Origin of the sequence: endosymbiont 'TC1' of Trimyema compressum (assembly GCF_001584725.1) — a bacterium.
GTDB lineage: Bacteria > Bacillota > TC1 > TC1 > TC1 > TC1.
Map to the genome: position 1 here is coordinate 1,123,516 of NZ_CP014606.1, position 12,776 is coordinate 1,136,291.

17 protein-coding genes and 3 pseudogenes are annotated in these 12,776 nt (G+C 33.1%); 1 reads left to right on the forward strand and 19 read right to left on the reverse strand.

Annotated features, from left to right (window positions below; genetic code table 11):
- Positions 1-54: 54 nt before the first annotated feature.
- The 8 genes and pseudogenes from AZF37_RS07005 to AZF37_RS10900 all read right to left on the reverse strand — a co-directional run bounded on the left by AZF37_RS07005 (position 55) and on the right by AZF37_RS10900 (position 3,075).
- Entirely contained in the window at positions 55-384 is a 330-nt protein-coding gene (locus AZF37_RS07005; RefSeq protein WP_088370167.1) for a chorismate-binding protein, read from the reverse strand.
- Positions 344-631, reverse strand: a complete 288-nt coding sequence (locus tag AZF37_RS13395) for a chorismate-binding protein (RefSeq protein ID WP_088370168.1) — start codon at positions 629-631, stop codon at positions 344-346. Before AZF37_RS13395 ends, AZF37_RS07005 begins: the two co-directional genes overlap by 41 nt.
- The gene (locus AZF37_RS07015) at positions 632-928 is read right to left on the reverse strand and encodes a hypothetical protein (protein WP_088370169.1); all 297 of its coding nucleotides are present in this window, start codon (positions 926-928) and stop codon (positions 632-634) included.
- An 88-nt stretch (positions 929-1,016) separates the two neighbouring features.
- On the reverse strand, positions 1,017-1,163 hold the full coding sequence (locus tag AZF37_RS10605; protein WP_162473972.1) for a hypothetical protein: 147 nt from the start codon (positions 1,161-1,163) through the stop codon (positions 1,017-1,019).
- 18 nt (positions 1,164-1,181) lie between these two features.
- Positions 1,182-1,736, reverse strand: a pseudogene (locus tag AZF37_RS07020) (anthranilate synthase component II).
- Between the two features lie 75 nt (positions 1,737-1,811).
- Positions 1,812-2,600: pseudogene (locus tag AZF37_RS07025) on the reverse strand (SPFH domain-containing protein).
- A gap of 12 nt (positions 2,601-2,612) precedes the next feature.
- Positions 2,613-2,888 carry an NfeD family protein gene (locus AZF37_RS07030; protein ID WP_088370170.1) on the reverse strand — a complete coding sequence of 92 codons (276 nt, stop codon included), beginning with the start codon at positions 2,886-2,888 and terminating at the stop codon, positions 2,613-2,615.
- A 22-nt stretch (positions 2,889-2,910) separates the two neighbouring features.
- Positions 2,911-3,075, reverse strand: coding sequence for a hypothetical protein (locus AZF37_RS10900; RefSeq protein ID WP_172793093.1), 165 nt, complete (start codon positions 3,073-3,075; stop codon positions 2,911-2,913).
- Between the two features lie 195 nt (positions 3,076-3,270).
- On the opposite strand from AZF37_RS10900, the pseudogene AZF37_RS07035 reads away from it, so the two are divergent.
- A pseudogene (locus AZF37_RS07035) lies at positions 3,271-4,420 on the forward strand (IS3 family transposase).
- A 225-nt stretch (positions 4,421-4,645) separates the two neighbouring features.
- Here the strand turns inward: AZF37_RS07035 and AZF37_RS07040 are convergent.
- The 11 genes from AZF37_RS07040 to AZF37_RS07085 are packed head-to-tail and all read right to left on the reverse strand — an operon-like array spanning position 4,646 to position 12,733.
- Positions 4,646-6,364, reverse strand: a complete 1,719-nt coding sequence (locus AZF37_RS07040) for an ABC transporter ATP-binding protein (RefSeq protein ID WP_088370171.1) — start codon at positions 6,362-6,364, stop codon at positions 4,646-4,648.
- The gene (gene rimI, locus AZF37_RS07045; RefSeq protein WP_088370172.1) at positions 6,357-6,821 is read right to left on the reverse strand and encodes a ribosomal protein S18-alanine N-acetyltransferase; all 465 of its coding nucleotides are present in this window, start codon (positions 6,819-6,821) and stop codon (positions 6,357-6,359) included. Before rimI ends, AZF37_RS07040 begins: the two co-directional genes overlap by 8 nt.
- Positions 6,805-7,497 (reverse strand): tRNA (adenosine(37)-N6)-threonylcarbamoyltransferase complex dimerization subunit type 1 TsaB, encoded by a 693-nt coding sequence (tsaB, locus tag AZF37_RS07050; RefSeq protein WP_088370173.1) that lies wholly within the window; start codon positions 7,495-7,497, stop codon positions 6,805-6,807. The genes rimI and tsaB overlap by 17 nt, the downstream gene beginning before the upstream one ends.
- A complete protein-coding gene (gene tsaE, locus AZF37_RS07055) occupies positions 7,478-7,924 on the reverse strand; it encodes a tRNA (adenosine(37)-N6)-threonylcarbamoyltransferase complex ATPase subunit type 1 TsaE (protein ID WP_088370174.1) in 447 nt (148 codons plus the stop codon). Before tsaE ends, tsaB begins: the two co-directional genes overlap by 20 nt.
- Positions 7,903-9,006 (reverse strand): amidohydrolase family protein, encoded by a 1,104-nt coding sequence (locus tag AZF37_RS07060; RefSeq protein ID WP_088370175.1) that lies wholly within the window; start codon positions 9,004-9,006, stop codon positions 7,903-7,905. Before AZF37_RS07060 ends, tsaE begins: the two co-directional genes overlap by 22 nt.
- Before the next feature lie 8 nt (positions 9,007-9,014).
- Positions 9,015-10,121, reverse strand: coding sequence for an alanine racemase (gene alr, locus AZF37_RS07065; protein ID WP_088370176.1), 1,107 nt, complete (start codon positions 10,119-10,121; stop codon positions 9,015-9,017).
- Between the two features lie 7 nt (positions 10,122-10,128).
- On the reverse strand, positions 10,129-11,643 hold the full coding sequence (locus AZF37_RS07070) for an NAD(P)H-hydrate dehydratase (RefSeq protein WP_088370177.1): 1,515 nt from the start codon (positions 11,641-11,643) through the stop codon (positions 10,129-10,131).
- Positions 11,643-12,011, reverse strand: a complete 369-nt coding sequence (gene acpS, locus AZF37_RS07075; RefSeq protein WP_088370178.1) for a holo-ACP synthase — start codon at positions 12,009-12,011, stop codon at positions 11,643-11,645. Before acpS ends, AZF37_RS07070 begins: the two co-directional genes overlap by 1 nt.
- A gap of 46 nt (positions 12,012-12,057) precedes the next feature.
- Positions 12,058-12,294: a M48 family metallopeptidase gene (locus AZF37_RS07080; RefSeq protein WP_088370179.1), complete on the reverse strand. Its 237-nt coding sequence runs from the start codon at positions 12,292-12,294 to the stop codon at positions 12,058-12,060.
- Positions 12,291-12,431 (reverse strand): hypothetical protein, encoded by a 141-nt coding sequence (locus AZF37_RS10610; protein ID WP_162473973.1) that lies wholly within the window; start codon positions 12,429-12,431, stop codon positions 12,291-12,293. The genes AZF37_RS07080 and AZF37_RS10610 overlap by 4 nt, the downstream gene beginning before the upstream one ends.
- A complete protein-coding gene (locus tag AZF37_RS07085; RefSeq protein ID WP_088370180.1) occupies positions 12,428-12,733 on the reverse strand; it encodes a YgjP-like metallopeptidase domain-containing protein in 306 nt (101 codons plus the stop codon). Before AZF37_RS07085 ends, AZF37_RS10610 begins: the two co-directional genes overlap by 4 nt.
- Between the last annotated feature and the right edge of the window lie 43 nt (positions 12,734-12,776).

Below are 12,776 nucleotides of genomic sequence, written 5' to 3' on the forward strand. Positions count from 1 at the left end.
TTATAAGCTACTGTTTTATATTGATATTTTAAATCTAAATGATTTTTTCTAAATTTAGCAATATATGGAACCCCCTGGAAAAGTATGTTCCAAAACATGAATTACATCATAACCATCTTTTAGTTGACCTTCAACTGTTGCCACTAAATGATGGACTGTTTCATAAGTCTCAATGATAAAAAGTTCTGGCACAGATACACTGTCAGTTTCACAAATAATACCCAAATCATTTCTTTCTAAATCAACAATCATCAGTAATTCCGCTCTATCTTTTTCACTATTTAATAAAGTGCTTTTTAAGATTTCATCTTCTAAAACAGTTTTCCCTCTAGGCATTGTACCCTTAATTGGGCGAGTTCTTAAAAGTCCTTTTCGCCCCTCCATAAACCGCTCTTGGAGATGAACTTAAAATAAAACCATTCCTCACTGGAATATAGGCACAAAAAGGAGCTTTATTTGTTTCTCTCAGTCTCAAATATAATTCTCCAGTTGTTAATGAAGTCCTTCCTGAAAGCTGCCTGCTCATATTCACCTGATAAACATCACCCTTATAAATATAATCTCTGATTCTTTCTATTTGCTTTTTATAGTCCCTCTTATTAAAATCGCTTTTAATGTCAAAATCAATAATTTAGTCTAAAATAGGCGTCCTCATTTCCTGTCCTTCCTCCAACACCCTTTTTAATGCCAATACTTTCTCTTTGCTATTCTCAAATAAATCATCCCAAGAAATTAACCATTCTTCTTTTTGATGATTATAAGATAAAATAACATCATAAAACTGAAAATATAAATGAGGCAAATCCACACAATCTTTTGTACTCTTGTACTGAACGTCCTTTGCTTTCCCCATATTATAAGAAACATAGCCGATACATCCCGTTTCAAAAGGCAACACCCCAATAGAAGTCCGTTTATATTTTTCAATAGTTTTCTCAAAATCAAATAAGGTTTTTCATCGATATAACCTTCCTCAACTCCTTTTAAAATGGTTCCTTCTCCATCAGAAGCAACTGTTAAAAAAGGTTCAACACCCATAAAAGAATACTCCCTAAATTACTATTGGCTAAACTACTATCTAAAAATGTAAATCCTTTATGATTTTGAAGCAATAAAAAAACTGCTTCAGTTGTCAGAAATGAATTAACCTTTATGCTATTCATGACCCTCATTACCACCTTTTATAAAAATTCTGAAAATAAAGAAAGACCGCCCTCTGTTAAAATAGCTTCAGGATGAAACTGCACCCCATACAAAGGTAATGTTTTATGAGAAATAGCCATGATGGTACCATCCTCAAGAGTTCCTGTTATTTCTAAATCCTATGGAAAAGTCTCTCTACTGACAGAAAGAGAATGATATCGCGTTAATTCTAAAGGATTCTTTAAGTTTTTAAATAAACTTTCACCATTATGATGAACTAATCCAACCTTACCATGAACTGGATTCCCTTCTTTCAAAGAACCACCAAAATATTGACAGATTGCCTGATGCCCTAAACAGACCCCTAATATAGGCACCTTTGTTTTAAAACACCCTATTGCCTCAAGTGTAACACCTGCTTCCTTTGGGGTTTTAGGTCCAGGTGATATTATTAGATGAGTCATTGGTAACGATTTTAACACTTTAAGTGTAATCTCATTATTTCTATATACAGATACTTCTGCCCCCAATATTTTTAAATACTGCACAATGTTATAGGTAAAAGAATCATAATTATCAATTACAACTACCACTTTAAACCTCACTTTAAAACATCCTTACTTTATATAAAGTAAGGATGTTTACTCAATTATCATTTGAAAAATTAATTACTCGATTCTGTAACTTCCTCTTTTATTAGCAAATCTATTTCTTTTTTTATCATCTTTTAAAAGTTCACCAATAGTCGTTACTAAACCAGCCATATTTTGGAGTTCACTAGGAATAATAATTTTTGTAGATCTACCGTCAGCTACCTTTGTTAAAGCTTCCATAGATTTAATAGCAAGGAGAGGTCCATCAGCATTAACACCCTTTAATCATACGCATTCCTTTTGCAGTAGCTTCATTAATAGTTAAAATTGCTTGAGCCTCACCTTCAGCCTCTCTTATAGCAGCTTCCCTTTGAGCTTCTGCCTTAAGAATTGTACTTTCTTTTTCAACTTCAGCTCTCATCTGCTTTTCCATTGCATTCCGGATATCCGACAGGTGGCAAAATATTTTTTAGCTCCACACGATTTACTTTAACACCCCAAACATCAGTAGCCTCATCTAAAATAATTCTCATTTTAGAGTTAATAACATCACGGCTTGTTAGAGATTGGTCTAATTCTAAATCACCAATAATATTACGCAATGTTGTTGTCGTTGTCAATTTGAATGGTTACATTATCCTTTGTAATAACAGGTTGGGGTGGAAAATCAACAACTTGTTCCTTTAATGAAACTTTTTTTGAAATTCGATCTAAAATAGGAATTTTAATATGAAGACCAGTCTCCCAAGTAGCATTATAACGACCTAATCTCTCAATAACATAGGATCTGGATTGCGGTACAATTTTCACATTAAGAATTAAAATTAGCAACAGTAAAACAGCTAGAACAATAAATAAAATCATTTTTTTCTCCCTTCAATCTTGAACCAATAATTTAACACCTTCAATAGCAATAACTTTAACCTCTGACCCTATTTTAAAAGTAATATTTTCACCTTTAGTAATAGCGGACCACTCTTTACCTTGGACTTTTACAGTCCCTTGTTCATTGCTTTTAATAGTTTCAGTTACAACAGCTATTTCCCCAATTACTGAATCTGCATTGGTTTTCACACGTTTTCTAGTTAATGCTTTTTTAGCCATAGATCTTAACAGAACAAAGCAAAGACCACTGACAATAATAAAAGCCATAAGCTGTATAGTAAGATAAAACCTAAAGCATAAAAATTATGGCTGTTACACCACCAAATGTAAAACAAATAGTCCCTAAGTTAAGGGTAATAACCTCAATTAATAGTGTTGATATTATAACAACTAACCAAACTACCATTAAATCCATTTTTTCTCTCCTAAAATATTTCTTCATATTTTTTTGCATTAAAACCAAAAGCAACATGACCTGTATTACTAACTGCAATAGGTCTATATAAATACTTATAGCTTTTTGTTATTGCTTATATAGCTTCTTCATCAGTCATAGTTTCAATATTCAAACTGGACATATACTAAAAAAGTAGACAGGAAAAAGTGAAACATGTTTTAAATAAGTAGACACATAAGAAAGGATAAAATTATGAATAATTACAAGAAATACGATGAAGAATTTAAAAAAAGTATTGTTAATTTACACCAAAACGGTAAAACTCAATCCCAACTTTCTAAAGAATATGGTGTCTCCATGTCTGCTTTACACAAGTGGATTAAACTTTATTCTCAGGTTAGAATTGATGATGATACTATTCTAACCGCTAAGCAGATTAAGGATCTTCAAAAGCGTAATGCTCGACTCTAGGAGGAAAATATCATTTTAAAAAAAGCAATTGCCATATTCACGCCTCACTCAGACAAAGATTAATGGCTGTTCATACCCTTCGTTTTCAGCACGCTATCTCTTTTCTTTGTCATGTCCTTAAAGTGAACCGCAGCTCCTATTACAAATACTTTTCGGAAAAACTTTCTCCTAGAACTATTGAGAATTAAAAACTCCGTCAGCTTATTCTCGGAGATTTGTCATCTTACTAAGAGACGTATTGGCCCATCTAAGATTAAGGCTCTTCTTTCCTATGACTATGGCATCAACATCAGTATTGGTAGAGCGAGCCGCCTGATGACTGACATGAATCTTCCTAAAATGCCTACTATCAAACTTCGGTTTATTCATCCGAGGTCTATTCCCAATTTTGATTGCCCTAACTACCTAAATCAAAATTTTAATGTTCCTCAGCCCAATCAAGTCTGGGCTAGTGACATTACCTATATTAATTTAAATGCCTCTTTTGCTTATCTCTGTGTTATTATGGATTTATTTTCTCGTAAAATTATTGCTTGGAAGCTCTCTCTTAAAATTGATACTTCTCTTGTTAAGGATACTTTTATCAAAGCCTTTTATTCTCAAAAACCTTCTACTTCTCTTATTTTTCATTCTGACAGAGGTTCCTAATATACTTCTTTTATCTTTAGAAAGCTCCTTGATTCTTTTGGTATCATTCAATCTTTTTCTAAGCTTTCTCATCCTTGGGACAATGCTGTCGTTGAGTCCTTTTTAAATATATGAAAAAAGAAGAAATTCTTCGTAGGTCTTTTTCTTCCTTTGCTCAAATTAAGCTTTCCTGCTTTGAACACATTGAGGGCTTCTACAACCCCCTATACGTCCCCACTCTGCTAATAACATTCTTTCTCCTAATTCCAAAGAAGACTATTTTTTCACTTCTATTAAAACTTAATTTCACTTTTTCTATCTACTCTATTGACATTCTTCCAGTCAATTGTTTCTACAATGCTCCTTGGTTCCATTAAAGTTGCTTTGACTTAAATAGGCGTCTCAGCAACTGGACTGACAACTATTTCTTTTAATTCGTCAGGTGACTTAATTTCATCTTTATTTTTTCTTCAATTATAACATTATTGAATTTATATTCAATATGCTTATGGAATTTATATTAATTTATTTAGCTTTCAAAAGCAGCTTGATAGAGCCCATAATAAGCACCTTGTTTTTTCATTAATTCATTGTGATTACCAACTTCTTCAATACCTTTTTCTGTCAGTACTACAATTCTATTGGCTTTTCTAATTGTACTTAATCGATGAGCAATAATAAAAGTTGTGCGCCCCTTACTGAGTATTTCCATTGAAGCTTGAACAACTTTTTCACTTCTGTTATCAAGAGCTGATGTAGCCTCATCAAAAATAAGGATTGCTGGATTTTTCAAAAACATTCTCGCAATAGCGAGTCTTTGTTTTTGGCCTCCAGATAATTTAATCCCTCTTTCACCAATATAGGTATCATAACCGTCATCTAAAGAAAGAATAAAGTCATGGATATATGCAAGCTTAGCAGCTTTTACAATTGCACTATCCTCAGCTTCAAGATTCCCATATTTAATATTTTCTTTAATTGTACCAGAAAATAAAAATACATCTTGAGCAACTACGCCAATATGCTGCCTTAAGGAATCCATCTTAATATCTTGAATGGAAAGATCATCTACTAATATTGCTCCTTCGTTAATTTCATAAAAACGAGGGATTAACTGACATAAAGTAGTTTTACCAACGCCACTAGGCCCCACTAAGGCAATGGTTTCACCTGCTTTAACCTCAAGATTAATATGATTTAAAACATAATCTCCTTCATCAGAATATCTAAATGATACATATTTAAAGGATACTTTACCTTGAGGATTTTCCCATAAAATAGCATCAGGTTTATCTTCGATTTCAGGTTCAATTTCCATCATTTCAACATAACGATGATATCCCGCCATTCCTTTTTGATAGATTTCAGCAAAAAAAGTAATTCTTTTAATAGGCTGAATCATAATACTCATATACATAATATAAGCAACTAAATCCCCTATAGTAATAGCACCATTAATAACAAAAAGACCGCCTAAAACTGTACTTGTCAATGTTAAAATACCTGCAAAAAATGTTATGCTTCCAGATAACAAACCTAGTAATCTAAAGCCTTCCGTTCTTAAATCTCTAAAAAATTGATTGCCTTTATCAAACTTTTCTTTTTCGTATTCTTCATTTGTAAAGGATTGAACTACTCGGATTCCAAGTAAACTTTCTTCAATCTGACTATTAACATTGCCAATGATTTTCCTAATACTTCTAAAGTTCTTTTTTATTTTTGTATTAATTTTTATAGTAAACCAAATCATAATAGGAATTATTGCAAAAATAATCAATGTTAATGGTACATTTACAAATAATAAAAGAATAAATGAACCTACTAAAGTTATTATAGATATAAATACGTCTTCTGGTCCATGATGAGCCAATTCCGTTATTTCATTTAAGTCATTGACAATTCGAGACATGATTTGACCAATTTTAGTCTCATCAAAAAATCTAAATGAAAAACGCTGCATATGTGAAAATAACTTTTTTCGCATATCATACTCAATGCGAACACCTAATACATGACCAAAATAAGTCACAATATACTCAAGGAGAAAACGTAATCCATAAAGCACTAAAAATATCACAGCAAATATAATCAATAAATTAATATTTCTGTCAGAAATAATTGTATCAATTACGTAACGGCTTCCCTGAGGAAAAATCAAATCAGTAACTGCAATTAACAATGCACAAACCATATCCAAAAAAAATAAACCTAAATGGGGTTTATAGTATTGAGCAAAACTCTTAAGCATCCCTTTCCTTTGCCTCCCTTAATTTTAACCAAAAAACAAAGCCATCTTCAACTGGATTTGTATAATAATCTTTTCGTTTACCAGCAGCTTTGAAACCAAACTGTGTATAAAGCCCAATGGCCGCTTCATTACTGGTTCTCACTTCTAATGTAACAGCATCAATACCATTTTCAGTGGTTTGTCTCAAGCCATACTCTAAAAGTTTTTTGCCTATTCCTTGACCTCTATAGTCACTGTGGACAGCAACATTGGTAATATGTCCCTCATTGAGAATATACCAGATACCAAAATACCCAACAGCCTTTGAATCTATTTCTGCTACCAAATAGTGAGCTAAATCATTAGCCAATTCATCTCTAAATGCCTCTTTAGACCAAGGCGTTGAAAAAGCATTATTCTCAACAACCAGAATATTATTTAAATGTTCTTCTTCTAAGGGCTTAATGATTACATCCATGTTTTTGCTCCCATTGAATCTCAGCTTCTGAGGGCCTAAAGTACTCGGGTTTTAAAGTAAAAGGATTATCCGCTTCACCATTTTCAAAGGATTCCAGAGCTAGGAAAGCTACAGAAGATCCTTTTGGAATTCCAATTTCAGAATTGCAATTAATTAAAGGCACCTTTTTTTCCTGAAAAAATGAAGCATACTTTGTAAAACCATCACCTAAAAGCAAAATAGGTTCTTTAGGTAAATTATTAATAAAACTTTCAATAGAAATAACTTGCTCATGCATTAGCAGTTCTAATTTACTATTGAATAAAGCACCATAAACCTCTTCTTTTCTACTGTATATTAAAGGACAAACATAATCAGCTAATCCTTTTCCATTGTAGGCAATTGCTTTTAAAGAAGAAATCCCAACTATGGGTAAGTTATTGGCATATGCAAGCATATTTGCTAAAGTTATGCCAATTCTCATACCAGTAAAGGACCCTGGTCCCACTGAAACCCCAATACCATTAATAGTTTTTAACGAATAACCACTTACTTCCAGCAGCTGAATTACCATAGGCATTAATTGTGTAGAATGACCTTTTTTTATAGTATAGGTTATTTCGCCAATAACACCATATTCATTCACTAAAGCAACACTAGCAACATCTGTGCTACTTTCAATCCCAAGAAAAACCATCAATATCCCCTCTTATTTCTATTTCTCTTTCTGTTTCATTAAGTTTTTTAATCTCAACTTCAATAATATTACCATCATATAGTGTACGTACAACATCGCCCCATTCCACTATAGCAATGCCGTCTCCCATAAAAGCATCTTCTAAACCACTCATATAGGCTGCTTCCTCATTTTCTAAACGATAACCATCAATATGATAAATTGGCATTGAATCACCACTATATATTTGCATCAGAGAAAAAGTTGGACTTGTTACCATATCCTTGGAACCTAAGCCAAGAGCCAGTCCTTTTGATAAATTGGTTTTACCAGCTCCTAAATCTCCTATTAATTCAAGAACAGTACCTTTTTTTAATTGTCTACCTATTTGTTCTCCTAATAAAATAGTTTCCTCAGAAGAATGGCTTAATAGTAGTTTTCTGTCCACTCTATTTTTTCTCCTTTAATAAATACATCTTTAACAAAGCTATTGTACTCAAATGGTGACTGACTATGTATAACCACATCCCCATCTTTACCAACATCTAATGAGCCAACTTGTTCCTCAACACCTAAAATTTGTGCAGCAGAGCATGTAATCATCTCGAAAGCATCCATTGGTGAAATACCATGCTTAATAACTTCCAATAAAGCAATTTTCAACATTTCTGGTGGATTGGATGGGTAGTCAGTCATAAAAGATACTTCAACTGAATGGTCTTTCAATTTTGTCAGTAACTGTCTATTTAAATTAGCCATTTCCACTTTTGGACGCCCGATAAAAAAGGGACCTCCAACAAAAGAAACATTACTATTCTTAATTTCATCAATTAAATAATGACCTTCCGTACCATGTTCAATGACCATATCTAAGTTAAATTCTTCTTTCAAATCTAAAGCAATTCTAATATCTTCTTCTCTATGGCAATGAACCCGTACCTTTAATTCACCTTTTAAAGCTTTCGCAATAAAGGCGTCCCCTTCTTTCATGACACCACTTGCAACTTGGCTAAAAGTATTATTTAAAATACTTCCAATTGCCATTTTTGTTTGAATCCTCTGAGAATGACAAGTTAATATATTATCACCTAAACTAATTTTTAAACCCTCATGCTTTTTCATTAAAGGGTTTTTGCCACCTGTCTTAACAACACAGCCTACCCCTGAAATAATATTTGAACTACCAGGTAAAACACCTACAGTGGTAACACCGCCGGTATGAAGCGCTTCTTTAAACCCCATATCAAAATATCGAATACCATAATGGGCTTCAATCCAAGGAGTCACTAAGTTAGTCCCTTCATTTAAAAGCTCTCTACTATAGACCTCTTCATATAAACCCAAATGAGTATGGGGATCAACAAAGCCTGGTAAAATTTGCTCTCCATTTTCATACAGATAACGCCTGCAATGACTTGGAATTACCAAGCTTTCTCCCACTGCAATAATTTTTCCATTTTCAATTAATAGAACTCCATTTTCAAGAATTTTTTGGGGATTTACCCAAATTTCACCTTCAATACTAATCATTTTAACCTCTATTTTCTCATATAAACTCTAGGAATTCTCTCACTAATTGAACAATAAACTTCATAAGGTATAGTTCCTAAAATATCGGCAAAAGTTTCAACAGGATTATCCTCTCCATAAAGAATAACCTCATCTTTTACTTTTACATTAGGAATATCTGTAACATCTAGCATTAATTGATCCATACAAACATTACCAATAATTTTAGCTTTCTGTCCATGAACTAAAAAACAGCCTTTGTTCGATAGTTGCCTTGAAATACCATCAGCATAACCAATAGGTAAAACAGCAACTTTAGTTTTTCTTTCTGTTACAAAAGTGCCTTCATAACTTATAGGCTCTCCTTTTTCCATAGTTTTAATTTGAACAATCTTGCCCTTTAAAGTTAAAGGTTTTTTTAATTTCAGCTTATTCGCATAGGAATGATTCGTTGAAAAGGAGCCATACAGTAAAATCCCAGCTCTAACCATTTGAAAATGAGTTTCTGGCATTTCTATTAAAGTAGCACTATTAGCTAAATGCTTTGTAAGGGGTTTTTCTAAAATTGCTTCTAGTTGTTCAGCAAAAATCTTAAAACGTTCTAGCTGTTTTTGGCTATAGCTTAAATCCTCGCAACCACCATTAGCCATATGGGAAAAAATTCCTTCCACTTCTAAGTATTCTAAACTTTTCATTTCTTCAATAGCCTTAATAGTCTCTTTATTATCAGAAAAACCTAGACGATTCATACCTGTTTCAATTTTCAAATGAACCTTCCCTTTTTTATTCATTTTTTTACCAATATTATTAAGGGCTATAGCTTGTTCTAAAGTAAAAATTGTTTGGGTAATATTGTTTTCAATTAGCCAAGGATACTCCATTTCATCTGTATAGCCTAAAACTAAAATGGGTTTGCCAATACCACCTTCTCTTAAGGCAATACCTTCCCCCATTAATGCTACACCAAACCCATCCACATCATTTTCTATAGCGAAACTCAATGGGCTGGCGCCATGACCATATCCATTGGCTTTAATAATAGCCATAATCCCTACAGAAGGAGCTAATATTTTCTTTATTTCCCTCACATTATGTTCTACACTATTTAAATCTATTTCTGCCCAAACAGCACGCATTCTACATTTACTCCTTTATTTTCTCTAATAATTTATTATCATCTTTTATCTCACAAATAGCCTTAATTGCATTAGGTAAATAATCAATAATATCTAAGGCTGATAGAGAAAACTCACCTAAATCTTGAGCACCATAATCACCACTTAGTCCATGAAGAAAAGCCCCTACCCGTGCCCCTTCATAGGCTTCCAGTCCTTGAGCAATTAAACTGCCAATAATTCCTGATAAAACATCACCGCTACCTGCCGTTGCCATTCCAGGATTACCAGTTAAATTAACAGTCACTGAATTACCATCTGTAATAATTGTTTTGTTGCCTTTTAAAACTGTTACACAATCCCAAACTCTACTACATTCTTTAGTAACGGCTATTCGACTGGCATTAACTGATTCAACATCGAAATCCATTAAAAATGCCATTTCTTTTGGATGAGGCGTAACCACTAAAGGTCCCCTTATCCACTGTCTTTTAATAATACCTTGTTTTAATAAATGAAGACCATCTGCATCAATTAAAACAGGTCCATCATATAATAATAAAGGCGCTCTTAAATCAAAATCTAGACAATCGCCTAAACCAGGACCAATAACAACAACATCTGTTTTTTTATTTAAAAAATTTTGCCAAGAAGATAACATAAGCTCAGGTTCTCTACCAAGAGCACTTGTTAACGCCTCTTCTTCCACCCAAAGGGTAACTAAACCACCGCCAGTTTTTAAAGCACTTTTACCTGCCATTAATGAGGCTCCAACCATTGTTTTAGCCCCTCCTAAAATACCAATATGACCATAGGTACCTTTATGAGTGTTTAATTTTCTCTTTAGAAAATATTTTTTAACTTCTCTTTTCTTTAAATAAGAAAGAACATGAGTCTCCGGTGGTTTTAAATTTGGGTCAAAAGAAATCTTACCCACTAAAACCTCTCCTAAATTATCACTTAAGATATGAGCCCATTTAGGATATGCAAAAGTAACTGTCAAATCACTTTCAAAAAATAAATCACCTTTTCCAGTATTTCCATTGATTCCTGAAGGGATATCAACTGCAACTTTAAACCCTTCCCTATTATTAATTTGTTCAATTAAAACAGCTTCACTTTCACTTAAACTGCCCTTAAAACCAGTCCCAAACAAACCATCAATAAAAACAGTCCCTTGATTGAAATGCTTTTCTCCAAAACCTTCTAACTGATTATAGCTGTAAAAAGGAATATTCATTTTCATTGCTATGGCCTTTTGTAGCTGACACTCTTCACTTACAATTTTAGCATTGCCAGATACATAACAGGAAACCTCTATTCCTAACGTATGTAATAAACGGGCAATAGCAATACCATCTCCCCCATTATTTCCTGAACCAGCTAAAATGATAACTTTTTGGTTTTTAAGGTTGATTCTCTCGCAAATAGCCTCAACAACTCTCAATGCTGCTTCTTCCATTAATACCATTGAAGGTATACCATAGGATTCAATCATCTCATTATCTAACTGTCCCATGGCTTTGTTACTGATGGCTTCCATTAGGCACCTCCTATTACAAAGGCAATAGCGTAGCCTCTTTCGTGACTAATAGAAACCTGCCATTCCTTAATATTTTTTTCTTCCATTATTTCTTTACAAAGACCACGAAGCAAAATAAAAGGACTTTCATCTTCATCCTTTAAGACTTCAATTTCATTAAGCAATTTTATAGAGCCCTTTTTCAGCACCTTTAAAACACTTTCTTTAACTGCAAATCTTGCAGCTAAAAAAGGAAGAGGATCCTGATGTTTCAAAGCATACCTCAGTTCCTTTTCCGTAAATGTTTTATTTCTTAAAGATTGGCGTTCTAAATAGGGTTTCATTCTACTAACTTTGACAATATCTGCCCCTATGGCAATAACATTCATTCTCTCCACCTAACTTACTTCTATTTTACCATAAACATTCTCTTCTTTAAAGAAAAAGGAGATGTCCGTTAGTTTTTAACCATTCTCTTTTCAGCTTATAATCAGGCATAAATCCTTCCACAGCCTTCCAAAAAACCAGTCTATGATTGGCTTCAATTAAATGACACATTTCGTGAACAAAAACATATTCAAAAACTTCAATGGGTCCTTTCATCAACTGAATATTTAAATGAATTAACCCTGTAGGTGTACAGGTCCCCCAAACAGATTTTTGTCTTCTCATTTTAATAGAAATCGGCTTTTTTCAAATAGAGGATACCATTTTTCTTTCATTTTCTCAATCCATTCAACACCCTTTGCTCTATAAAATTTTTCCAAAGCCAATTTTTCATTGGATCTATCTTTTAGATAAATAGTCACTCTTGTAGCTCCAACTTCAATACCCTCTTTTTTAACGCTTTGATATATGCTTTTTCATAGCCATCTCCAAGATAATAAAAAGCATTTTCCTTTATAAATTCTGCTTCTTCTTTTTTCCGCTTTTCAATAATAGTTAATTGGCTTTCAATCCAATCCTCTTGTTCCAGCAAATAGGCATTAATTTCTTTTTGGTTTAAAAAAGAAGGAGCTGAAACCAAAACACTGCCATCATTTGAAACCTGTACACCGAGGTTACGTCGACGTCTACTTTTTGTAATTGTATATGTAATATTTTTAATCATTTTGATTCCTTATACTATCTCGGATTTCTCTCAATCTTGGACA